The following is a 22,336-nucleotide window of genomic DNA, read 5'->3' as shown; positions in this document are numbered from 1 at the left end:
AATCCGTTTACGCTACTGCCCTTGCTATTGCTCAGCCATTCGCTCTGCAATCGCGATAAGCTCTGCCTTGGGCAATGCAACAGACTCGCTTCCCACACTGTAAACGATCGTGCTGTTCTCCCTCGTTTCCAGCCACTGAATGGATTTATACTGTCCAGAATGACTAGCTAGAACAAACGTATTGTTTATATAGATCGCAGCGGCTCCGTTTACTTCAATCGTCTCCTCTTCGTTCGAGCCTCCTCCATTCACCATGCGAATGTCCGTTTGCTCGCTCACAAGCTCTATCCCAATGTCGATGTGATCGCCGCGCTCATTTTGATAAACCGCCGTATATTGGGGGAATGAGTTATCGCGCGCATCTCCTCCGCTAGCCGGCGCAATGGTTTCCCACGCACTTCCAGACTGCGACGCTTCCCGCTTCAGCTTGGGCAGCAGCGCCAGATCCTCTTCCGTCATTCTTGGCCCAAACGCCCCTTCCTCCTTGCCGCCAATGAAGGTTAACGCTCGCCCATCGGCAGCCTTAGGAAGTGCATAGCTGCCGACCTCTTTTTCCAGCACGCCTTCCCATGTACGCAAATCGCTTATCAAAATGGGGTTCGATATCTTCAGAATCGGCGTCTTGGCAAGCTGGGGGAACAATTCTCCAATAACCGGATCGTACACAACTGCTTGCCCACCCACAGGCAGTTGCCCCCTCACCTCTTGCAATCGCTCACGCAGTGCAACTAGCGTCGATGCGTCCATTGCATGATGGATGCCTTCCTCATACCGGATGCTTACCCGCTCGTCGCTAATGCGGAGCCACATATAGTCGGCAAACCCGGACAGGACACCTACGATGCCAATAATTACGGCTGCCTTTATGAACGTTGGCTTTAGCCGCCTTGAACCGGTTCCTAACCTCGACGCCCTGCGGGACCCCGCCTTAGCCATATGCCGCCTGTATTGCTGCAGCACCTGCTCCGCTTGCTTCTCTGGAGGGACAAGCTCCAGCGCGCGCTGTTCGTAGGCTTCGCTCAACTGCTTAGGTATGGACATGCTGCTTGCCTCCTTCCCGATCAACGGCCCAAGCCTCGCCTAACGCCTGGCGAAGCTTGCTTATCGCTGCATGATGCCGCGACTTGACTGTGCCAAGAGGCAAGCCTAGCGCAGATGCTATCTCCTCATAGGAGCAATCTTGATAATACCGAAGCACGATAACCTCTCTTAGCTTCGCGGATAGCCGGTTCACATGCTGGAGCATCTCGCGCTGCTCCTCTGTTGCGAATAACCCTTCCTCTGGGGCCGGGGATGGATCGCCGATCCATAGCTGCTGCCCGCGTGCCTTCAGCCGCATCGCACGCCATAGCTTTCTTTTCCAATTGCTTGCCTGCCGCACAATAATGCCATTGAGCCATGACCGGAAAGGCCGCTGGGCCTGATAGGAAGAAATCGCTTGGAACAGTGCCATATATACCTCACTTACAATATCGTTAACATCGCCCTCATTTGCCGCTAGAAAATAGGCTGTACGGTAAATATGCGGATGGACCAAATGATACAATTGGCGAAAAGCCGCCTCGTCGCCCTCCATGATCGGCTGCAGCAAGGGCTGTATTTCCATGTCGTTTATCACGCCTACCTCCAAGCTTTAGCTTCGCTTATCCCGTTACACTAACGAAACATGCCAAACTCCGATACGATAATGGCAACAATCCGGTCGCTCGAAATAACAAACTCGAGTACCTGCTCCCGCTGCTTATCGATGTATCCAATCAATTCATTACTTTTCTGCTTCCTTGCATAGAAATCCTTTCCATACGATTCCGCGATGCTGCTCTGCCGATCGCCAATTTGCAGCCCTTTGGCCGTCTTATGCTTAGGCATTAGGGTATAGCCAGCGACATGCCCATTCACGATGCTGTACTGATAATCCGCATATTCCAAAATAACCGTTTCACCGTCTGCCTTCAGCCTTCGCAGCGGCTTCCCCCGATGCTCCTTCACTTGCTGCTCCGTCAGCCCCCACTCGGCAAATTCCTTGTTCTCCGCACCCAGATCAACGCCACTCACCTTATCCTTGTAATCTAGCGGCGTCTTCGTGCTCGCACCGCATGATACTAGCAGCATAGCAAGTACGGCAATCGCAGACAGGACGATTAATCCCCGTCCTATGCCCGTCCACTTCCCCATCTCTGGCACTCCCCTTCTATCGCTGTAATACACATCCAGCAGATATTGGTTCTGTCCTTCGAAAAAGTTCGATTGGCACAAAAAAAGACCGGCACGCATCGGTGCCAGCCTTCTCATATCGAGCTATTTAAGCTCCACCTGAACCCGACCGGAGAAGAACGTCGCTCCGCCCCCCATATCGGCAGCCCGGTCTGGCGTCAGTGCGTTAACAAAATGCTTCGCATTCCCGTTATCCGCCCACAAGCCTTGGCTTACAACGACGCCTCGCAGCACCGTCTCCCCTACCGATGCAGCCATCTCGCATTCGCCTCGTTCGTTCCAGATCCGTACGATATCGCCATCTGTGATGCCCGAAGCCGCTGCATCCGCCGCATTCATGAATAGCTTGGGCAGCTTCTCCATGCGAACATGCTTCTCATTGTTGGAGAACGTCGAGTTTAAGAAGTTATGGTTCGGTGCTGGCACAAACAGATACGGGTAATCCCCGTCTTCTACGAGCGGCGTGTAAGTAGGCAGCGGCGGATAGCCGTCTGCTTCCATCGCAGCTGAGTAAAGCTCGATTTTGCCGCTAGGCGTCGGCAACTGCTCGATAAACGCGGGCGTTACGTCCGCTTTGGCGAATGTCTCCTGTTCTAGCCGCTCATAATTAATGCCCGCTAGGTACGGATTCGCCGGGAAATCGAGCGCCTGCCTGATCATGTCCGCTTCCGTGTCATCGAACATTGCATCCTCATAGCCCATGCCATGGGCCAGAAGCCGGAATACTTCGACGTTGGACTTGCTTTCCCCATATGGCTCAATAACAGGCTGCTGCAATTGCGCGTAATGATGCCAATACGACGTGTAGAAGTCCGTATTTTCAAACGAAGAAGTTGCAGGAAGCACGATATCCGCGTACATTGCCGTCTCCGTCAGGAACAAGTCATGCACGACCAAGAACAGGTCCTCGCGCGCCAGCCCGTTACGCACCTTATTGCCCTCCGGCGCGACAAGCGCGGGGTTACAGCTATACACATGCAGTGAACGGATCGGCGGATCAAGCTCCAGCAGCGCACTGCCAAGCTGATTCATATTAATATGGCGCGCGTTCGGGTCAGGCCTTGTATCTGGCCGTTGCAACGCGTCCGTATTAAACTGCAGGAAGCCGCTGTTCCCTTTCATTGCGCCGCCTCCCGGCACGAGCCACTGGCCCGTAAGCGCAGGCAGGCATGCAATCGTCCGAATGCACATGCCGCCATTGTCGTGATGCTGCAGCCCGTTGCCAATACGGATGAGCGATGGCGCAGTGTCCGCATATAATCGCGTGAGCTTGTAGATTTCCTCAACCGGCACGCCTGTAATCGTCGAGACCGTCTCCGGGCCATACTGCTTCACATGCTCCCGCAGTTGCTCGTGGCCGACGGTGTATTGCTTCAGGAATGCTTCATCCGTGCGATTTTCCGCGAACAAAATATGAATCATCCCCAGCGCAAGCGCGCTGTCTGTACCGGGCAGAATCGGAATGAACCAATCCGCCCACCGCCCTGTCTGGTTCTGATGCACGTCGATAACGACAACCTTGGCGCCGTTTTTGCGTGCTTTTTCGGCGTATACGACCTGATGCATGTTCGTGCTAACTGTGTTAATGCCCCACATAATGAAAAGCTTCGTATGAACCGTCGATTCCGGGTCCGTGCCGAAGCTGCCGCCCATCGTATAGGAATAGCCAACGCCCCCCGCCGATGCGCAAATCGTCTGGTCCAGTTGGCTCGCGCCTAGCCGATTGAAAAACCGCCGGTCCATCCCTTCGGCATTCAGCCGCCCCATGTTCCCATAAAAGCTGTAAGGCAAGATGCTCTCCGGACCATGCTCCGCCACGAGTGACTTCCAGCGCGTTGTAATCGTATCGATCGCGTCTGCCCAGCTAATCGGCTCGAATTTGCCCTCGCCCTTTGCTCCGGTCCGCTTCATCGGCTGCGTTAAGCGCTTCGGATCATACAGCCGCTCGCCCATGTGGCGCACCTTATTGCATATATTGCCTTGCGTGACGGGATGGTTGGGATCACCGGTCACTTTAATGATTTTGCCGTCCTTCTTGTGCAGCAGCAGGCCGCACTGATCCGGACAATCCAGCGAGCAAACGGCGGGCACGACACCGTCGCGCTGATGGAGATAAGATTCTGGTTGTTGTTGACGCTGTTGCGTAGGCACTAGCCCCGCCTCCCACTCTGTCATGTATGAAATGTTTATTTATAGCAAGCAGGCGCGACTACGGGACACTTGATCACTCGACTCGCCCTCCGGCTATATTCTGCCTCGCTTGCCAGCGGACAGCCTCACTTCGCCTTATGCACCTTCAGCAGCTTGCCCTTAACGGTCGTGCTCTTCATCGCCTGCAGGACGAGCAGCCCTTTGCCGTTCAAAATATCGACGAACGTCTCATTATCCTGAATCGCAATAATGCCGATGTCATCTGCGGCCATGCCGTCGATACGGGCGATGGTGCCGACGAAGTCGACGGCGCGAAGCTTTTTCTTTTTGCCTCCGTTGAAGTAAAGCTTCATGATGCCCGCTTCAGCGCTTACCTGCTCGCCTTTGTCCTTCTTGCGGCGCGTTTGCCGATAAATTTTCTGCTCGAACGCTCCTCGCCCCGATTCGACTTCCTCGGCAGATGGCTCCTCTACGCGGCGAATGCGGAATCCAATGTACTTCTCCACCTCAGCTAAACGCCCTTCATCGCTCGGCGTCACGAAGGTGATCGCCTGGCCGCGCTTGCCCGCCCGGCCCGTCCGCCCCGTTCGGTGGACGTAACCCTCCTTATCGAGCGGAAAATCATAGTTGATCACATGCGTAATATTATCGATATCGATTCCGCGTGCCGCAACATCCGTCGCAATTAGATAACGGAATTGTCCGCGGCGGAACGCACTCATCACTTCAAGCCGTTCTTCCTGCGCCATCCCTCCATGGATGCGGTCGCATGGATACTCTAACCGCGCTAGCCCACGGAACAGGTCGTTAACCCCTTCTTGCGTCCGGCAAAAAATAATACAGCTGTCCGGGTTCTCCACCATGGTGACATTTTGCAGCAGCTCGAACTTGTCCGCTTCGCTCACTTTCATCTGCGCATGCTCGATCGCATCGGTCGTCAGCCCTGTCGCTTGAATTTCAACCGAGACCGGATCACGCATATACTTCTGGCGCAGTTGGTCAACATCCTCCGGCAGCGTCGCGGAGAACAGCATCGTCACCCGCTCGGCCGGCAGCCGCTGAATAATCGCCTCTACTTGATCGATAAAGCCCATGTTGAGCATTTCATCTGCCTCGTCAATGACGAGATACGCCAGCTTGCCAAGCGGGAATGTGCCTTTCTCAATATGGTCCAGCACGCGGCCAGGCGTACCGGCAACGATATGCGTCTTTTGCTTCAGCTCCAGCTTCTGGACGTGAAACGGCTGTTTACCGTATATCGCAGCTGCCCTCACCCTTTTGAACCGCCCAATGTTCGTCAGATCCTCTTTCACCTGTACCGCAAGCTCCCGCGTCGGCGTTAGAATAAGCACCTGAGGCTTATTCTCCTCCCAGTTCACAAGCTCGCACAGCGGAATGCCGTATGCAGCCGTCTTCCCGCTCCCCGTCTGCGATTTCACTACAATATCCCGATTATGCATCACCACCGGAATGACCTCACGCTGTACCTCCGTTGGCTCATTGAACCCTAATCCCTCTAGTGCCCTGACGATGTCTTCACTCAATCCATACTGACCAAACCCACTCCAACTCATCTCTCGTCCTCATCTCTATGCGGCGGTCCCTCGTACCGGTACTTGTCCAAATCAATGCGCCCACTGAGGCAAACGACGCCTTCCTGCTCAAGCAAAAACAACTGCGTATCGCGCCCTTCGACGTCTTGAATCGCAATCTCGCCCTTCGCATTCACGACGCGATGCCAAGGCAGCCCATGCTTCATGCTCAGCGAATGCAGTAGCCGTACAACCTGCCTTGCCGCCCGCGGGCTGCCTGCCCACGCCGCAATTTGACCATAGGTCATAACATGGCCTGCCGGGATGCCTTTAATGATCTCGACCACTCGCAGTGTAAATGGTTCCACGCGTGCCCCTCCACCTGCTTATTTGTTTTTATTATAAAGTAAGCTTGGCACAAAGGCACATCCCCCGCCCAAATGAATCACTGCAGCTCTCCTTTTTCCTTTCGTCCCAGGAGGATCGATTCCATCGTCGTTATCTTCGTTAATGGGAGGAAAGTGTAAACAGCGCAAAAATAGCCCACCGCCTGCCGCGCGATGAGCTTCTATCCTTTTATATCGTGGTTGTTAGCGCATGCGCCGAATGCGAACCAGATTTTTCTGCAATACTGTATCGCCCGGCTGCGGCGTGAATGGCGTGTTGCTTACGCCGAACACATTAGTGACCAAATTGCGGTCAATGGGCCGTGTAATGCGCACTTCATATTTAAACTGCACATTTGAAACATCCGCATACAGAAAGTCCGACCGGTTCGCACCAAGCCATACTGTACAGCTACGTGTCTCGCAAGGGAATACAGGCAATGCCACTGGCGTGCCGCTAGACCAATCGTATACGCGCACAGTCACGCTCCGGCTGAACTTGCTAAGATTCACGGCGTCGACGAGCGAAAATTGTGTTCCTGGCGGGCGGCGCAGAATGCCGGTCGTGTACGTGCCGAGCGTAGCGCCAGATAACCGCCGTTTTGGCCGGCACTTGGTCGCGCATTGGCGCTTTGCGGATGCTTTTGAGCTAATCAATGGATTCAATCCTCCTGTAAATTGACGGGATGCTACAGCAAATGCAGGAGGACGAATCGTTGCTTGTACAGTTGGAGGGGATCGAACCCCCCATTACGGCAGATTATTGTTGAAATGCTTTGGGAAACTGCTTCATAATGCCTGCAGACAGGATGTCAGCCAGCATCATGAGATGGTCTTCCCCTTTGTCCGTCGCGAGAATATCCGCAGCCCAGTCTTTCTTCAGCCGCGCTCCAACGATCTCCGTTATAATCTCCAGATGCTTGTACAAAATATCTCTAAGCTGCTTCTCTGGCCAGTTCGGGTTGATGCCGCTCCAAAATCTTGCAAGGTCGTCCGCATTGCGGTACCACTCCTTGTTCGCCGCAGCTAACTCCGCCTGATTGCCCGCTTTGGCCGCCGCTAACACCTTGCCCGCAAGCATAATATGCTCCTGCAACAGCATTGTCAGCTTATTGCCCGCCGCCTCGCCATAATAAAGCTTAAACGTGTTGCCGATATCCTGCTGATTGCGAAGCAAGCGAGCCAGCACTTGCTCTTGATCCTCCAGCCCTGCGATTGCGCTAATAATGTAATACTTCGTCCACTCTGAATGGTCGATCCAGAGCCGGCGCATGTCGCAGGTGAGCTTCACTTTACTGTTCGTCCAGCCCGAGTGTGCCTGATGCGCTACAGGCTTCTCAGCTGCCGCTGCGCTAACCGCCGCAGGCGATATTACAGTTGTTTCCAGCAAGCAGGCCATTGTAAGTCGCGTGAATCGTTTCATCATGAACGTTTGTTCTCCTTTTTGCACGCAGAATTATCGAATTTCGCATATATTGTGGGCGATTTCTTCGATTTCATTCCATTCCCAGCAATAAATCGCTTACATTCGAGTTAAAAAAATTAAATTGTTTTTTATTTTGATGCAAAAAGGTGTAGAATAGAATCAATAGGTCAAACCCGATTAGGTTCATATGCGTGATGTATTGTGAAAAATGTTACAACCCTATATCGAGACCACAACCTAGGAAATTTCAACGCAAAGGAGGACGTTCTCTATGTCTCAAACAGCTCAACAAGAGGCGGCAGTAGGCCTCGCACAGGAAGCTAAATCGTTAGACGTGCTTGATCAATTGACGAAGCCGGAGATCCAACAATCCCTGACTGTATTGGTGGAAAACCTGCCAAAGCTTGCTGAAATGGTTACGATGCTGACGAAAGCTTATGATTTCGCTTATGGCGTAGCAACGGACAAAGTACTTATTAATGATTTTGCACAAGGCATTGGCGAGTTCGTCAAACCAGTTCAAGAAAAAGCAAAAGGCATCGCAGCAGCTGCAATCGAAGCAGGAGACCGCGCACAAGCGGATACTTCGACAATCGGCCTGTTCGGCATGCTCAAAATGCTCAAAGATCCAGAAGTACAAAGAACGCTTCGCTTCGCTCAGGCTTTCCTGAACGTGCTGGGTGAACAGAAAAAATAACACCAACTAAGCGGTTGAGTAAGAATGGAGGATGGACATGTCGAAACAAATTTTAATTCTGGGCGGCGGCTATGGCGGCGTCCTCGCAGCAATGACAGCTCGCAAACACCTGACACCTGCGGAAGCAAGCATCACGATCGTTAACCGTTTCCCGACTCACCAAATCATTACCGAGCTGCACCGTCTTGCAGGAGGCACAATTGCAGAGGGAGCCGTAGCGTTGCCACTGAATAAACTTCTGGGCAGCAAAGACATCAACATCGTTATTGATACGGTTAAGGACATCAAGCCTAACGAGAAGCAAGTCATTCTTGAGAGCGGCGCTGTACACAAATATGACGCACTCGTCGTTGCCCTCGGCAGCGAAACGAACTACTTCGGCATCCCAGGTTTGGAAGAGAACAGCCTTGTACTGAAGTCGGTTGCTGATGCAAACCGCATTCGTAACCATGTGGAAGCGCGTCTTGACGCTTACAAAAAATCAGGCAACAAAGCTGACGCAACAATCGTTGTTGGCGGCGGCGGCCTGACTGGTGTCGAGCTCGTTGGCGAATTCGCTGACAAGCTGCCAGAAGTATGCCGTGCCAAAGGCATCGACTTCAACGACATCAAGCTGTACTGCGTAGAAGCTGGCCCTGCTGTATTGCCGATCTTCCCTAAAGTGCTGATCGACCGTGCAATGGAAAGCTTGACGAAACGTGGCGTTAACTTCATCACTGGCGTAGCAATCACGGAAGCAACAAAAACGTCCGTATCGCTCAAAAATGGCGAAACGATCGAGTCCAGTACAATCATCTGGACGGGCGGCGTTAAAGGCAATCCGGTTGTCGGCAGCTGCGGGCTCGCAGAAGACCGCGGCCGTTCGACGGTAACGCAGACGCTGCAATCGACGTCCCACTCGGATGTATTCCTCGCAGGCGACTGCGCGGTTGTATTCCCAGAGGGTGGCGAGCGCCCTTACCCGCCAACTGCACAGCTGGCTTGGCAAATGGGTGAGGTTGTCGGTTTCAACCTGTCCGTTATGTTCAAAGGCGGCACAATGGATAAATTCGTGCCTGTATTCTCCGGTACGCTGGGCAGCCTCGGCCGCAAAGACGGCGTAGGCACAATCGGCGGCAACGCTACGCAGCTCAAAGGCTTGCCTGCTACACTCATGAAAGAAGCGAGCAACATCCGCTACCTGTCGCACATTCACGGCATGTTCGCACTTGCTCACTAATATTGATTCATTCATAAGAAGAGGTTTCCCTACAGCAGTTCTGCTGCTTCAGGGAAACCTTTTTTTCTAACGGACCTCAGGGCCGTTATAGCCCTCCAAACGTTCCCGTTGCAATTGTAACGGACACCACAGCCGTTATTTATCCACTCTGCTGCCTCCTGTGGACGATATTGGCCAAATAGCGGCTGCTCAGTCCGTTAGAACATAATTAAGACTGATTTGGATCAAATAAGGGCTGCTCAGTCCGTTACAATTGCCATTACACGGTTTCTTTTTGTTTTACAATTAAAGAAGGATATCCCAAGTTTATGCTTTGGGACACCCTTCTTTGCTATATTACTCGCTCCAAAATATTCATTGACGCTAATTTACAGCTAAACTATGATACGAAAGGTATGTAATCATAATTGGGATGGTGTCAGAATAAATGTACATCAATAAAAAAGCATTTATTATCGTTACAGCTATTATTCTTCTATGTATGTCAGGCATCGGCGTTTATGCGGCGACAAGCCAACCCGCAACTAAGACACAAGTGCTGCAAGCATGCGTGAAAAAAGACGGAACGATGCGCTTACTGCTTCCTGCCGCAACCAAAACCGCTTCGTCCAGCGATAAGAAATCGAAAGAAGCAACCACCCCTTCTTGCAGCAAAACAGAGCAATTGATCTCATGGAATGTCGGTGGGCCAAAAGGCGACACCGGTGCTACGGGCGCTACTGGTACTCAAGGAACTAAAGGCGATACTGGGGCTGCTGGAGCGAAGGGCGCCGAAGGCGACAGAGGCGCTACTGGTGCAACCGGGACCAAAGGTGATACTGGTGCCACAGGTGCAGCAGGTGCGAAAGGCGATACCGGCGCGGTTGGTCCCGCTGGCCCGCAGGGTGCTCAAGGCGATACCGGCGCGGTTGGTCCCGCTGGCCCGCAGGGTGCTCAAGGCGATACCGGCGCGGTTGGTCCCGCTGGTCCGCAAGGTCCTCAAGGCGATACCGGCGCGGTTGGTCCCGCTGGCCCGCAGGGTGCACAAGGCGATACTGGCGCGGTTGGTCCGACCGGTCCGCAAGGTCCGCAAGGCGAACCGGGACCGGGCGTTAAAACCTTCAACGGGGTTATCACTGATAGTGGCAGCGTCTTGGCTGGCACTGGCGTTCTCGCCTCGAAACAACCAGATGATTCAATCATCGTCACTTTCCCAGCTTCGCTGCTGGGCTCCGGATTCTATTACATTCCGTATGTGACGCCAGGCGCCACGGTTAATGGATGGACCTTTAGCGGCGGCGACCTGACAATCTACGTCACGCCTACTGGTGGATATAGCGCATTCGGCGTTACCGCGATGCAGGTTAAATAATACGGCCAAATAGCAAAAACATACGCAACAGCAGAAGCAGCAGCTTGGGGACCAACACCGTAGCTGCTGTTTTCTTGTCCTCCCAAACAAAAAACGCCGGCCCCATCCAAGATGGGACCAGCGTTTCGTTATTACTTATTGGAAAATGACGAATTTCAATTGTTTCTTCTTTAAGTATTGGATGATTGCAGGCAAAGCTTCTACGGTGTGCTTCTTCTCATGCAGCACGTATATGCCGCCGGATGGATTCACCTTCTCAAAATAATCGATGATTTCATCACGCGTATTGGCATCCCAGTCCTCAGGATCACGGTTCCACATCAACACCTTCATCTGCTGATCCTTCACCACGCTCGCTAAAGCCTCATTAATTAATCCGTATGGCGGCCGGAACAACGTAACCGACTTGGCCCCGTCCTTATTCAGCTCGCCATTGGCCTTCGTGATATTCGCTTCACTGCTCTGCTTATTCACACGCGTCAGCTTGCTGTGATCCCACGAATGGTTGCCCACAGACATGCTTTGCGTATAAGCATATTCAACAATATCCGGATGGCGCTTCGCATTGTTCCCAATAAATAAGAAAGTCCCCGCTACATCATTATCCTTCAAAATATCGACCAACTGCTTCGTATACGCAGACGGCCCGTCATCGAACGTCAATGCGACATAGCCTTTAGGCAAGTCGTACGTGTACTTGTCAGCAGGAAGCTTTACGATTTCATAACCCTGCTTAGGCTTCGTCACTTCTGCCGGATGCTTCACCGGTTTAACCGCTGGCTTGCCTTCCGGCTTTGCTTCAGGCGTGCTTACAGCCAGCTTATTCGGCTCCTGCTTCTCAACTAGCAACTCAGGCATTTCCCGCAAAAACCCGCTCGGGGCAAGCCCCACGCCATTCGTCTCGATCTTGGTAACCGTCGGCCCTTGCGCTAACGGCATCCTGACATTCGAGCTGCTCGCTATGGCCGGATCATTGAACAACAAGTCATTCGCCCGTAAAATCAGAAGCAGCAGCATAACCCCAATAACGAGCCATCGCAGCGCCATGGTCCATCTGTTCTGCCCCAACTGAACCGTTCCAACTGCAACTGCTGAAGCTTCGCCTGCTGCCGCCCGGTTAGCGTTCTTCTTGCCAACGGTTTCGGCTGCATTGCTCGCTTCCTGAGGCGCAAACTGCTTCAGTTCCTTCAATTGCGACACATAGTCTTCGGAGCAAGCAAAATAAAGCGTTTCCCTAAAAGCGCCGTTCACGCGGACCAATGTACTATAATAGCTTCGCTGATAAGGGTCCCACTTCGCATACAGCGAGAGCCGGACACGGTTGCCCAGCGGCTGCAGCAGGGAAAGCTGATCGTACGTATATGTATCTATCTCAAGGGCATCGTTGAACACATGCCCATCGTTTCGGGTTATGATAAGCTCCATCTGATACCCAGTGGAGCTTTGCTTGAGCGCTAATAGCTCTATCATCTGGACGGTGTAGTTTTCCATGAAGAGGTCCTCGTCTTTCTCCTACCGTTGTGACAAGGACATCGATATTAATCGCCTGCGCGATCGTTCTTGCCTTGCCCAAGCGGTGCGGACATACGACTCGTGAAGTCGCTGATCATATTGGACAAATAATTCTTCTCTTGGCGCATCGATTCGTATTTCTGCTTCATGTGTGAGTTCTCAACTTCGAGCCTTCCGATCTTGTCCTCGAGATCATTAATTTTCTTGGCTTTCTCTGCCAATGCTTCGTTATGCTTCTGCAGCAAGCTGCCGTATTTCTGCTGCTCCAAATCGATTACGCTCTTCAGTTCCTCTATCTCGGCGGTCATCGTGCCTTGTTGCTCCCGATAATCCTCCATCACTTGATCGACCTTGAGGTTTTTCTCCGTCAACTTTTGCTCCAGCTCAAGGATGTTTTTCTCGCGCTCATCAATCACTTTATTAAGGTTCTTAAGATCTCGATTGAGGCGGTCAACATGTCCGGCGGAATGCGTCAAACGGTCTTGGAGTTCATAAATGCTCAATTCCGCATGCTGCCTAGCTTGAATGATCTGCTCTACAGCAAATACCAAATCAAGCGATTTCTTATCCATATTCGCTTTGCCCACTGAACCCATGACGGACTGTGCATCCTCCACAAATACTTCAGCAGCGCGTTCTTCGCCTAGGCCTTCTTGAGGCTGCGTAGAAGCGTTCGTTTTTTTAGCGCTTTGCTCGGCCTGCTTGTCTGTCGAATCTTTCTTCTTGAAAAAAGGAGAAATCACTTCCTGCTCAACACCTTTTCAGTTAAAATGTCAATAATTGACACACCATGTCGAACTATATCATTACTATTATAGAGGAATTGCTTCTCCGTAAGGTGAGACCTTGTGCCTAAATTTAATTAGTTCTAACGTCCTAAACCAATTTCCCCGATTTTTCTCTTCCTTCTATATCGGCTTTTTAAACCCATTCTTAGAGATCCCAGCAGGAATTGATTGCCGCCTGCCTACCGGAGAAGGCGTTTCTAACCGCTTCAACAAGCTGTTCATATACTCGTCAGCCCGCTCTGCCATCAGCGCATCCGTTAAGCCTGTCACGCCAAACGCGGTCCAGCCGGGGTAAACAGCCGGCGGTCCATACAGAAAATCAGCCATCGTGAGAGCGCATTCGTCGGATGATAGTCGCGATGGATGAATACGGGACTAAACGCAGGCTGCGACCCTCGCACGATCGCTTGAATCGCCGCCCATTTACTCTGGCACTCGGACCACGCAGGAGCTTCCCATTCGGAAACATCTTGGTAGGTAAAATGCCCACACAACCTCTTTAGCATCCGTTGCATGTATGCGTGACAGCACTGCAGCTAACTCATCCAGCCAAAGGGACTGATCGTGAGGCATGAGGTCAATCTCTCCCCGCATGTATGTCATCAGTACAGCAGGCATGCCAGCTTCGCTGCCTAGCTCATCATAAGCAATCAATTGGGGGACAGGCAAATTTGCGCACGCGGTCATGCTTCGAAGCACAGCTCCCTCATGCCGTGACAAATCCGGCTCTTCCCGAACCCAGCCTGCGTTATCAAACAGGCGAAGCACGGCCTGAACACTGTCTTGCCCGACGCGCAGCGTCACGCCATACACGGCAGCAGACACGCCCCCCTTCAAGCGGCGCGATGATACCCATTGCGCCTTTTGGCCAAACGATTTCAGCACCCACAACTGCGCCCGCTCCGGCACTGCATGCTCACTTGCTTCGATACTAGCCAAATTGAGGCCCCCTTAGCTACTAAAATAAGACCGTTAGCTACGGCCCTGCCGGGCGCAAACAACGGTCTGCTTTTTATCTCTTCGGTTATTTTCCACCGTCGGCGCTTGCTGGCGAAGCCACTTGCCACTCTAGGGCAGGTTTCTCTGCTCTATTCCACCCGGCGGGCCGTCCCTTTACAACGTATGCTTCAGCTGGCGGACCATCGGGCGAAGCTCTGCCTGCGTGTCCAAATCGGCCAGATACACACGCACCAGCAACAGGCTCGGTGAATCTAGCTCCAGTGCTGAAGGGCAAGATTGAATTGCTGATGCATTACGCTACGGAGTACCATCTGTTTTTGATCGATTTTAAGGGCTTCCCATTAAGGTGTGCCTTCGGGTCCAGCTTCTCCCCAGACTTTGAACGGTCCAGCTCCTCCGCTTGTGCGAACAAAAGATGGTGGCATGCGGTAAACGCATCGGTAAATAAATCTTTGCTTTCCTTGCCCTCTTGAGCGGCATTCTGCTGCTGATGGGTGGCGCCTTCGGCCTTAGTGCGCTGCTTGGGCTGCTGCATAACGTATCGCCAGCAACAGCGTTCCTCCGCTGCTGCGCCTAACATTCAAAGCAATCCAGCGGCGCAACCAGGCTAACGATGTTAAATCGATGGACAATATGCTACGATAGGTTCATATTGCACAGTTGGAGGAATGGTTATGTACGATCCAGCGATCGAAACGATTGAGCTTGAGATGGCATTGCTATTGCGCCGAATCACGTTCTTATCTAACCGTAAACTGGGCAATCTGGACCGATCCGCCTATTTGCTATTGCATTACATCGCTGCCCATGGTCCCGCAGGTGTCAAAACAATGGCGGACGGGCTTCATCTCGATATCTCGACCGTTAGCCGGCAAGCGGCTGCTCTCGAGCAAAAAGGGTTTGTTTACAAGGTTCAGGACCCGCAGGACCGCAGATCCTATGTGCTGCACAAAACGGAACTCGGCAATCAAACGTTAGCGCATTTCAAAGAAATTCGGCTGAATTTCATGCAGAATATGCTAGGCGAGTGGCCCGAAGAGGACCGCAAGCGGTTCGGCGAGCTGCTCGGCAAATTTAATCAATCGTTTCTCGATGCGATCCCACAGGATTGCTAATCGGCGCAACAATAACAAAACCGCAGGCCAATGGCCTGCGGTTTGTTATCCTTTTATCCTACTAACGCTTATGCGTTTCTATCGGTTAATGGCTTAGCTACAATAAGCTCTTGAAAGCGTGCCGAATCACATTGCCGCGGCTTATGATGCCGACAAGCACGCCGTTGCGGACAACCGGCACTTTCTTGATTTGTTTGTTCCCGAGCGTCGCCGCGATGGTTTCTACTTCATCATCCCATTGCGCCGTCTCAATCTTCTTCTTCTTCGCGATCGTCATCACGTTCAGGTTCAGCAATTGCTTGGCCCGTTCCTCAAACTCCTGGTTGTCTCCCTTGACGACTGCCAGATAGTAGAACCAATCAATCACATAATCCTTATGCTTGCCAATATAGCGCATAATATCGCCATCGCTCACATAGCCGACGATTTCATTGCGATCGTTCACAATCGGAAGCCCGCTAATGCCATGGGCGAGAAACTTCTCGATAACTGAACGTACCTTATCGTTCTCTTTCACTTTATACACTTGGCTGTTCATGATCTCATGCGCTTGCATGTGTCATTCCCCCTCATGTAGCGAATAAGGCAAACAAGCTATATTTGTATTGTACAACTATCACTCGAATAATTCAATTGTAAGCGCTTTTATATTTCGTGCATTTATGGATTTTTCTACCGCAGCAGCCTGCGGATGATCGCCAATCCCCACTGTGAATTGGGGTACCGGAATGGGATATCACAGAACGTCGCCTGATGCAGCACACTCTTCTGGTGCGAGAAGGTGAAGAAGGAGCTCTCCCCATGATAGCGCCCCATTCCGCTGTCACCGACACCGCCAACTGGCAAATATGGCGAGGCAAAATGAAGCAGCGTATCGTTCACGCAGCCTCCGCCAAACGAGATCCGTTCCAGCACCTCTCGCTGCAGCTCCCGGCGATTGCTAAACAGATACAGCGCAAGCGGCTTCGGCCGCTCCAGCACCGCCTCGTACACCTCCTCGATCGATTCATACGACAACAACGGCAGGATCGGGCCGAAAATCTCCTCCTGCATGATGGAGGAGTTCCAATTCACCCCTTCAAGCACCGTCGGAGCGATGCACCGCTGCTCGGGATCCACCTGTCCGCCAACTACGGGATGGCCATCGGACAGAAAGCTTGCCAATCGCGCAAAATGCCTGTCGCTAATGATATGCGCATAATCGGGATTATGCAGCGGCTCCTGGCCATAGAGCGCTTGTATCGCGTGCGCCAATTGTGCCACGAACTGCTCCCGCACATCACGATGCACGTACACGTAGTCCGGAGCGACGCATGTCTGCCCGGCATTCGTGAACTTGCCGAACGCGACGCGCTTCGCAGCCAAGGCAATGTCTGCATCCCTATGTACGATGCATGGGCTCTTGCCGCCCAGCTCTAGTGTCACCGGCGTAAGCTGGCTCGCAGCCGCCGTCATGACAGCCCGCCCGATCTTCACGCTGCCGGTGAAAAAGATATAATCCAGCTTCTCCGCGAGCAGCGCTGTGCTCACTTCCGCGCCACCTAGCATCGCTGTCGCCCACTCTGGCTCGAAAGCCTCGCCAATGGCCGCAGCCAGCACATCCGCTACGTGGGGCGCGAGCTCCGACGGCTTCAAAATAACCGTATTGCCTGCTGCAACCGCGCCTATCAGGGGCAACAGCGACAGCTGCACCGGGTAATTCCAAGGCGCAATAATAAGGGCAACGCCGTAAGGCTCTGCCATGATATAGCTTCTGCTTCCCCAATGCGTCAGTGGCGTTCGCACCCGTTTGGGCTTCATCCAACGCTTCAATCGTTTTAATGTATGGTTAATCTCGTGGTAGACGAGCCCGATCTCGGTCGAATAGGCCTCCATCTCCGATTTATTCAGGTCCTGCTTTAACGCATTCAAAAGCGCTGGCTCATGCCGCTTAAGGGCTGTCTTCAATGCGCGCAGGCGTTGCTGCCGCTCTTCGAATGGACGCGTTCGCCCCGAGGCAAATAACTGCCTTTGAAGCTCAAGCAACTCATAGATTTGCACATTCATCGTTCCTTTCTAGAAGGTTCGTGATAGAATGATACCGTATGCCATCTTTCACCAAGGAGCGATACGATGACACTGAAGTACGCATTGCCTGCACTCATCTTGCTCACGAGCGCGCTTTATATGTTCATCATTCCTGCTGAACCGCACGCGGTCAAGCTTTTATTCAAATTAATCCCGATGTGGCTAATGATCTCCTACGCCTACTTAAATAGTCCGGATAACAGTAATCGCTTTCACTGGTTTACCCAAATCGGGCTAATCTTCTGTATGCTTGGCGACGGGCTGCTGGGATGGTTCGTCATTGGCTTGTCTGCGTTTCTGATCGGGCATTTGTTCTACCTGAGCGGTTTTCTTCGGCAGTGGCGCTTCTCTTGGCTTCGTGCCGTTACCCTTCTCCCTATAGCCGGATACGCAGCATACATAGGCACACAGCTCGTCCATTCGCTAGCCCAGGATAACAAACAAGAGCTGATCATTCCCGTGGTGCTCTATATTACGGTCATCGGGCTAATGACATGGTCTGCTATTATGACCGGCCGCATTTGGGCAATAATCGGTGCGATCCTATTCATGATCTCCGACTCGATCCTGAGCTGGAACTTGTTCATCTCCGAGATCGAATATGCAGGCACACTCATAATGGGCACGTACTACACCGCCCAATTTTGCATCGCACGCAATCTCCGCCCGCGCTCACCCAGCACGGCGGAACACGCGGAATCCCCTACTGTTGCTGGCTAGCTAACATCAACAATTCCAACGAGCAACGTCCCGCTTCTCTCAGACGAGAGAGGGCGGGACGTTGTTGCATTTTACGCTTCTTTTACAGATCGAATTTGCTTGCTGCGCAATTGGCCGCACGCGGCATCTATATCGGTGCCGTGCTCGAGGCGGACACTGCAGCTAATGCCTTGCTTCTTCAAAATATCATAAAATTCGCGAATCGATTCCGGCTCGCTCCGCTGGTATTGGCTATGCTCATCAACCGGATTGTACGGGATAAGATTTACGTTTGCAAGGCTGCGGCGTTCGCCAACCAGCTCTGCAAGCTCCAGCGCGTGTTCCTTGCGGTCATTAACATCCTTGAGCAAAATATATTCCAGCGTAATCCGGCGCTTCGTCTTCGCCAAGTAATAATCGATCGCTTCCATCAGCTTCGCAATCGGAATCGCGCGGTTAATCTTCATAATGCGCGTGCGCAGCTCATCGTTAGGCGCATGCAGCGAAATCGCCAGATTGACCTGTAGATTGGAGTCGGTAAATTCGTAAATTTTGTTCGCCAGCCCGCTGGTCGATACCGTAATATGCCGCGGCCCAATCGCCAGCCCTTTATGGTCTTTCACGACGTTGATGAAGTCCGCCATATTCTCGAAGTTGTCGAACGGTTCGCCGATGCCCATCACGACGATATGCGTTACCCGTTCGCCTTTCCCCGCCTGATCGAGGTGCAGCTGCACCTTCATGATCTGCCCAACAATCTCGCCACTCGTCAAATCACGGCTCTTCGCCAACAGCCCGCTTGCGCAGAAGCTGCAGCCGATGTTGCAGCCGACCTGTGTCGTCACGCATACCGATAGCCCAAACTTATGCCGCATCAGTACGGTTTCAATCAAGTTTCCGTCCGCCAAGCGGAGCAGAAACTTAATCGTGCCGTCCGTCGACTCCTGCTTCGTATGCTCTTCCAGCACCGTAATTGCAAAGTGCTCCGCCAGCAGCGCGATACAATCCGGATTCACATCCGCCATCGCCGCAAAATCGGTCACCCGCTTCCGGTAAAGCCATTCCCATACCTGCGTTGCCCGAAACTTCTTATGCCCGCGCTCCAGCAGCCATGCGGCAAGCTGGTCCTGCGTTAATCCATAAATGGAGGGTAGGTTTGTCATCTGTTGGTCCTCTTTTCACCATCGCCAATTCACTATGCGGCCTGTTTCAATCGCTCTCTCTATTGTCCCAGAACTGGCCTAGGAACACAAGAGAGGTCACACCCACTATTAGGCGCGCCTTTCAATAGAAAATCCCCTTCACCAGCCATGCGGCTGCGGAAGGGGATTTGATTGGCTGCGGCCTGCTTAGTGGCCTTCTGCTTCATCTACATGCTTCAGGTGTTTGCGGTTCGCCCACAGATAGATCACAGAGAGCATAACGCAAATGCCGCCGACCGTGAATGGCACATGCGGGTTATACCATTCAGCGAGCTTGCCTGCGAGGTAAGGCGCAATAGCGCCGCCGATGAAGCGCAGGAAGCTGTACGCGGCCGATGCCGTCGAACGCTCGACTGGCGCTGCGTTCATAACTGCCGTCGTAATGAGCGTGTTGTTGTTCCCAAGGAACGCACCTGCAAGAATAACCATACAAATGATGACCGTTTTGTCCGTCGTCCATTGCGCCATTACGAACAGCGTCAACGCGAACAGGAAGAGCATGAGGCACATCGACGCAAGCGTACCGAACCGCTTCTGCAGCTTAGGCGCCATGAACACCGATGTGATTGCCAGCAGCAGCCCCCAACCGAGGAACACTAGGCCCAATCCGTGCTCATCAAGGCCCAAATGGCCAAGCACGAGGGCAGCATAAACGAGCAGCGTGAAGAAACCAAAGTTGTACAGGAACGCGGCGATGCCGAAAGTGCGAAGCGCACGATGCTTCAACGCGCGGAATGGATCAGCAAGCGAAGTTTTGCGAGCCGTCTTGTTTGCCTTCTGAGATGGCATAAGCACGACCAGAAGGATGAATGCGATAACCATAAGTATCGCAACTCCGAAAAACGGACCGCGCCATGAAATCGAACCAAGCTCGCCGCCGAGCAGCGGACCAACCGAAATGCCAAGGCCTACGGCTGTTTCGAACAAAATAATTGACTTCGCAACACCTGTTCTCGACAGCGATACGATCGCTGCGAGCGCCGTTGCTACGAACAAGGCGTTGCCTAGCCCCCAGCCGCCGCGCAGCAGCACGAGTGCTGTAATGCTATTCGAATTGCCGCCGAGCGCAGCGAACACTGCGATAATGACAACGCCGAGGACAAGCGTCCATTTGGCGCCTAAGCGGGATGATATAACGCCGGTAATGAGCATCGCGACGGCCATGACGGCATTATAGCTCGTGAAGAGCAGCGTAACGTCACTAGATGATGCATGCAACTTCTTCGCGATAGATGGCAGAATCGGATCGACTAGCCCGAGCCCCATGAATGCGATGATGCTGGCAAAAGCGATTGCCCATACAGCAATCGGCTGATTGAACATGCTCGTATTCGGCTGTAAGGGTGATGATTGGGAATGGGATTTAGACTGGGACTGCATAGTTGTTCAAACTCCTTTATTTGGTGTGGTGTTCTGGATCGAGGGCATTGCATACACGCTGATAGATCTGGCCGATCTCCTGGCGAAACTGCGTCATCTTCTCCAGTTTCCCGTCGAGCATCTGCATCTGCTGCTCGATCATCGGCCGGATCATTTCAAGCCGCTGGCGCTTCTCGGCTTCGTCTACGGATTGGCCGTAAGCTGCCTTATGGCCCTGAAGCTCTTCCCGAATCGCAACGAAAGCTTGAATCTCCTGCAGCGAGGATCCGAGAATATCGCGGGCATTCACGATTTGGATCAGCCGATCGATGTGCTCCTGCGTGTATAACCGCATTCCGCCATCGGTCCGCGCCGGTTGCGGCATGAGGCCTAACTCCTCGTAATAGCGAATCGTCCGTTTCGTTAAGCCGGATGCCTTAGAAACCTCGTCAATCTTATATGGGCCCATTGCGCCTCGACCTCCAATGCTATTTCCGTATCGTAGTATCGCGACATCCCTATACTATTCCAAACCTAACGTTCACGTCAACGTTAAGTTTTGGGCGTGGTTATAGCTGCTCAACTTGACGCTATCGGTACATAACTTCATAATTGTTAGTAATTGGATACTGCAATAGCTCGCTATTCCACCAATGAACCGGAGGACATTTGATGAAATCATTCAAAAAATCATTCTTTATTCTGGCTCTCTGCGTCTCCATAACGGGATTGCCGGCAGCTTCATTGGCAGCAACTGCAAGCTCAACTGCAACTGCAAATACAACTACAACCAAAAGCTCCGCTAAAAACGTTCCGGTGTTGCTTCAGATTAATGAATTCAACATTTTGTACACCTTACCTAAAGAGCCTTACATCGATAACAAACAAAGGTTGATGATCCCATTACGAGCAATAAGTGAGTTGTTAGGCGGGACCGTCTCTTACGACGCCCATGCAAAACAAGCCTCTGTCCGAATGGGCGAGAAAGAATTAACCTTCACAGCTAACTCCACAAATATTAAAGCAAATGGCCGCAATTTATCGATGGATACTACACCTGTCGTTTATAAACAATCCTTATTTGTACCGGTTCGCGCATTGATCGATCATCTGGGGTTAGAGGCAACACGGGACGCGACGACAGGAGTGCTAGGAGTGCTACACATCGAGAGCCCCTCTCTTGATAACTTCGCAATGATCCAATCCATTAAAGAATCCGATCAATCACCAGAGATCGCCAATAATTTCGCTATACAGCCACTGTTCTATAGCCTAACCATGAATGATCCCAGCAAGTCCACCTTGCTGTCTGGAACTGCTCAGATTACTGCCAAGAACATCAGCGGCGAGCAAGTCCAACAAGGCAAAGAGGATTTGCATGTGATCTTTCTGTATGATTCTGCATTCCAAATGGAAGCCGACTCCAATACGACAGATCAAAATAATGAGCGCCCTCGCCCGGCATTAACGAAAGGCCAAACCTTCCAGCGCCATTTGGATTTTACTGCTAGTAATTATGGCGAAAAGTTAAAATATATATTAGCCGTAGGGCGAGTGTTTAAATAATAAAAAGGGCATCCCAAAGGCTTAAACTTGGGGACGCCCTTCTTCCTGTTTCTCGGGAGTTCTAACGGACTCAGGAGACGCTATTGGCGGTT

The 22,336-nt window shown here is 52.3% G+C and carries 24 protein-coding genes; 6 read left to right on the top strand and 18 right to left on the bottom strand.

All coding sequences use genetic code 11. From position 1 onward, the window contains the following. Positions 1-24: 24 nt before the first annotated feature. From GON22_RS15080 to GON22_RS15045, 8 genes are all read right to left on the bottom strand, one after another. On the bottom strand, positions 25-1,041 hold the full coding sequence (locus tag GON22_RS15080; protein ID WP_160396925.1) for a hypothetical protein: 1,017 nt from the start codon (positions 1,039-1,041) through the stop codon (positions 25-27). Beyond that, entirely contained in the window at positions 1,028-1,618 is a 591-nt protein-coding gene (locus tag GON22_RS15075) for a sigma-70 family RNA polymerase sigma factor (RefSeq protein ID WP_336604316.1), read from the bottom strand. Before GON22_RS15075 ends, GON22_RS15080 begins: the two co-directional genes overlap by 14 nt. A gap of 38 nt (positions 1,619-1,656) precedes the next feature. Then, positions 1,657-2,274 (bottom strand): hypothetical protein, encoded by a 618-nt coding sequence (locus GON22_RS15070; RefSeq protein WP_237179172.1) that lies wholly within the window; start codon positions 2,272-2,274, stop codon positions 1,657-1,659. Positions 2,275-2,298: 24 nt separating this feature from the next. After that, entirely contained in the window at positions 2,299-4,365 is a 2,067-nt protein-coding gene (locus GON22_RS15065) for a molybdopterin-containing oxidoreductase family protein (protein WP_336604315.1), read from the bottom strand. Between the two features lie 125 nt (positions 4,366-4,490). Then, the gene (locus GON22_RS15060; protein ID WP_160396921.1) at positions 4,491-5,939 is read right to left on the bottom strand and encodes a DEAD/DEAH box helicase; all 1,449 of its coding nucleotides are present in this window, start codon (positions 5,937-5,939) and stop codon (positions 4,491-4,493) included. Then, a complete protein-coding gene (locus GON22_RS15055) occupies positions 5,936-6,265 on the bottom strand; it encodes an MGMT family protein (RefSeq protein WP_160396920.1) in 330 nt (109 codons plus the stop codon). Before GON22_RS15055 ends, GON22_RS15060 begins: the two co-directional genes overlap by 4 nt. Before the next feature lie 222 nt (positions 6,266-6,487). Then, positions 6,488-6,940 carry a hypothetical protein gene (locus GON22_RS15050; RefSeq protein ID WP_160396919.1) on the bottom strand — a complete coding sequence of 151 codons (453 nt, stop codon included), beginning with the start codon at positions 6,938-6,940 and terminating at the stop codon, positions 6,488-6,490. Between the two features lie 103 nt (positions 6,941-7,043). After that, entirely contained in the window at positions 7,044-7,706 is a 663-nt protein-coding gene (locus GON22_RS15045; protein WP_442954380.1) for a glycosyltransferase, read from the bottom strand. 274 nt (positions 7,707-7,980) lie between these two features. Between GON22_RS15045 and GON22_RS15040 the strand changes: the two genes are divergently transcribed. The 3 genes from GON22_RS15040 to GON22_RS26445 all read left to right on the top strand — a co-directional run bounded on the left by GON22_RS15040 (position 7,981) and on the right by GON22_RS26445 (position 10,976). Continuing rightward, on the top strand, positions 7,981-8,406 hold the full coding sequence (locus GON22_RS15040; RefSeq protein WP_160396917.1) for a DUF1641 domain-containing protein: 426 nt from the start codon (positions 7,981-7,983) through the stop codon (positions 8,404-8,406). A gap of 37 nt (positions 8,407-8,443) precedes the next feature. Then, on the top strand, positions 8,444-9,625 hold the full coding sequence (locus GON22_RS15035) for an NAD(P)/FAD-dependent oxidoreductase (protein ID WP_160396916.1): 1,182 nt from the start codon (positions 8,444-8,446) through the stop codon (positions 9,623-9,625). Between the two features lie 427 nt (positions 9,626-10,052). Continuing rightward, on the top strand, positions 10,053-10,976 hold the full coding sequence (locus GON22_RS26445; RefSeq protein ID WP_160396915.1) for a collagen-like protein: 924 nt from the start codon (positions 10,053-10,055) through the stop codon (positions 10,974-10,976). A 135-nt stretch (positions 10,977-11,111) separates the two neighbouring features. On the opposite strand, the gene GON22_RS15025 is transcribed toward GON22_RS26445, so the two are convergent. The 5 genes from GON22_RS15025 to GON22_RS15005 form a co-directional block, all read right to left on the bottom strand. Then, on the bottom strand, positions 11,112-12,467 hold the full coding sequence (locus tag GON22_RS15025) for a polysaccharide deacetylase family protein (RefSeq protein WP_160396914.1): 1,356 nt from the start codon (positions 12,465-12,467) through the stop codon (positions 11,112-11,114). Positions 12,468-12,514: 47 nt separating this feature from the next. Beyond that, positions 12,515-13,231, bottom strand: a complete 717-nt coding sequence (locus GON22_RS15020) for a hypothetical protein (RefSeq protein WP_160396913.1) — start codon at positions 13,229-13,231, stop codon at positions 12,515-12,517. Between the two features lie 165 nt (positions 13,232-13,396). Beyond that, entirely contained in the window at positions 13,397-13,603 is a 207-nt protein-coding gene (locus GON22_RS15015; protein WP_160396912.1) for a hypothetical protein, read from the bottom strand. Between the two features lie 96 nt (positions 13,604-13,699). Beyond that, the gene (locus GON22_RS15010) at positions 13,700-14,215 is read right to left on the bottom strand and encodes a phosphotransferase family protein (protein WP_160396911.1); all 516 of its coding nucleotides are present in this window, start codon (positions 14,213-14,215) and stop codon (positions 13,700-13,702) included. Positions 14,216-14,528: 313 nt separating this feature from the next. After that, positions 14,529-14,816, bottom strand: coding sequence for a hypothetical protein (locus tag GON22_RS15005; RefSeq protein ID WP_160396910.1), 288 nt, complete (start codon positions 14,814-14,816; stop codon positions 14,529-14,531). A gap of 94 nt (positions 14,817-14,910) precedes the next feature. Here GON22_RS15005 and GON22_RS15000 point away from each other — a divergent pair, with 94 nt between their 5' ends. Beyond that, a complete protein-coding gene (locus GON22_RS15000) occupies positions 14,911-15,351 on the top strand; it encodes a MarR family winged helix-turn-helix transcriptional regulator (protein ID WP_160396909.1) in 441 nt (146 codons plus the stop codon). A gap of 97 nt (positions 15,352-15,448) precedes the next feature. On the opposite strand, the gene GON22_RS14995 is transcribed toward GON22_RS15000, so the two are convergent. Together GON22_RS14995 and GON22_RS14990 are read right to left on the bottom strand one after the other, a co-directional pair. Further along, on the bottom strand, positions 15,449-15,907 hold the full coding sequence (locus tag GON22_RS14995) for a CBS domain-containing protein (RefSeq protein ID WP_160396908.1): 459 nt from the start codon (positions 15,905-15,907) through the stop codon (positions 15,449-15,451). Positions 15,908-16,023: 116 nt separating this feature from the next. After that, positions 16,024-17,397 (bottom strand): aldehyde dehydrogenase, encoded by a 1,374-nt coding sequence (locus GON22_RS14990; protein ID WP_202113252.1) that lies wholly within the window; start codon positions 17,395-17,397, stop codon positions 16,024-16,026. 66 nt (positions 17,398-17,463) lie between these two features. Here GON22_RS14990 and GON22_RS14985 point away from each other — a divergent pair, with 66 nt between their 5' ends. Then, entirely contained in the window at positions 17,464-18,138 is a 675-nt protein-coding gene (locus tag GON22_RS14985) for a lysoplasmalogenase (RefSeq protein ID WP_160396907.1), read from the top strand. 71 nt (positions 18,139-18,209) lie between these two features. Here the strand turns inward: GON22_RS14985 and rlmN are convergent, their stop codons facing one another. The 3 genes from rlmN to GON22_RS14970 form a co-directional block, all read right to left on the bottom strand. Next, positions 18,210-19,280: a 23S rRNA (adenine(2503)-C(2))-methyltransferase RlmN gene (gene rlmN / locus GON22_RS14980; RefSeq protein ID WP_160396906.1), complete on the bottom strand. Its 1,071-nt coding sequence runs from the start codon at positions 19,278-19,280 to the stop codon at positions 18,210-18,212. A gap of 186 nt (positions 19,281-19,466) precedes the next feature. Then, a complete protein-coding gene (locus GON22_RS14975; protein ID WP_160396905.1) occupies positions 19,467-20,699 on the bottom strand; it encodes an MFS transporter in 1,233 nt (410 codons plus the stop codon). A gap of 16 nt (positions 20,700-20,715) precedes the next feature. Next, positions 20,716-21,147: a MerR family transcriptional regulator gene (locus GON22_RS14970; RefSeq protein WP_160396904.1), complete on the bottom strand. Its 432-nt coding sequence runs from the start codon at positions 21,145-21,147 to the stop codon at positions 20,716-20,718. Positions 21,148-21,350: 203 nt separating this feature from the next. On the opposite strand from GON22_RS14970, the gene GON22_RS14965 reads away from it, so the two are divergent. Further along, positions 21,351-22,244, top strand: a complete 894-nt coding sequence (locus GON22_RS14965; RefSeq protein ID WP_160396903.1) for a copper amine oxidase N-terminal domain-containing protein — start codon at positions 21,351-21,353, stop codon at positions 22,242-22,244. Positions 22,245-22,336 lie beyond the last annotated feature (92 nt).

Source organism: Paenibacillus sp. MMS18-CY102 (assembly GCF_009789195.1).
Lineage (GTDB): Bacteria > Bacillota > Bacilli > Paenibacillales > Paenibacillaceae > Paenibacillus_T.
Note: the sequence above shows the minus strand (reverse complement) of the source record. Positions and strands in the feature narration are given on the sequence as shown.

Excerpts from the sequence above, each read along its gene's own strand:
- GON22_RS15045 (WP_442954380.1), bottom strand. The coding sequence starts at position 7,706 with ATGAAACGATTCACGCGACTTACAATGGCCTGCTTGCTGGAAACAACT.
- GON22_RS15025 (WP_160396914.1), bottom strand. The coding sequence starts at position 12,467 with ATGGAAAACTACACCGTCCAGATGATAGAGCTATTAGCGCTCAAGCAA.
- GON22_RS14975 (WP_160396905.1), bottom strand. The coding sequence starts at position 20,699 with ATGCAGTCCCAGTCTAAATCCCATTCCCAATCATCACCCTTACAGCCG.
- GON22_RS14995 (WP_160396908.1), bottom strand. The coding sequence starts at position 15,907 with ATGCAAGCGCATGAGATCATGAACAGCCAAGTGTATAAAGTGAAAGAG.
- GON22_RS14985 (WP_160396907.1), top strand. The coding sequence starts at position 17,464 with ATGACACTGAAGTACGCATTGCCTGCACTCATCTTGCTCACGAGCGCG.
- GON22_RS14970 (WP_160396904.1), bottom strand. The coding sequence starts at position 21,147 with ATGGGCCCATATAAGATTGACGAGGTTTCTAAGGCATCCGGCTTAACG.
- GON22_RS15070 (WP_237179172.1), bottom strand. The coding sequence starts at position 2,274 with ATGCGTGCCGGTCTTTTTTTGTGCCAATCGAACTTTTTCGAAGGACAG.
- GON22_RS15080 (WP_160396925.1), bottom strand. The coding sequence starts at position 1,041 with ATGTCCATACCTAAGCAGTTGAGCGAAGCCTACGAACAGCGCGCGCTG.
- GON22_RS15040 (WP_160396917.1), top strand. The coding sequence starts at position 7,981 with ATGTCTCAAACAGCTCAACAAGAGGCGGCAGTAGGCCTCGCACAGGAA.
- GON22_RS15060 (WP_160396921.1), bottom strand. The coding sequence starts at position 5,939 with ATGAGTTGGAGTGGGTTTGGTCAGTATGGATTGAGTGAAGACATCGTC.
- GON22_RS15015 (WP_160396912.1), bottom strand. The coding sequence starts at position 13,603 with ATGGCTGATTTTCTGTATGGACCGCCGGCTGTTTACCCCGGCTGGACC.
- GON22_RS14965 (WP_160396903.1), top strand. The coding sequence starts at position 21,351 with ATGAAATCATTCAAAAAATCATTCTTTATTCTGGCTCTCTGCGTCTCC.
- GON22_RS15035 (WP_160396916.1), top strand. The coding sequence starts at position 8,444 with ATGTCGAAACAAATTTTAATTCTGGGCGGCGGCTATGGCGGCGTCCTC.
- GON22_RS14990 (WP_202113252.1), bottom strand. The coding sequence starts at position 17,397 with ATGAATGTGCAAATCTATGAGTTGCTTGAGCTTCAAAGGCAGTTATTT.
- GON22_RS15005 (WP_160396910.1), bottom strand. The coding sequence starts at position 14,816 with ATGTTAGGCGCAGCAGCGGAGGAACGCTGTTGCTGGCGATACGTTATG.
- rlmN (WP_160396906.1), bottom strand. The coding sequence starts at position 19,280 with ATGACAAACCTACCCTCCATTTATGGATTAACGCAGGACCAGCTTGCC.
- GON22_RS26445 (WP_160396915.1), top strand. The coding sequence starts at position 10,053 with ATGTACATCAATAAAAAAGCATTTATTATCGTTACAGCTATTATTCTT.
- GON22_RS15000 (WP_160396909.1), top strand. The coding sequence starts at position 14,911 with ATGTACGATCCAGCGATCGAAACGATTGAGCTTGAGATGGCATTGCTA.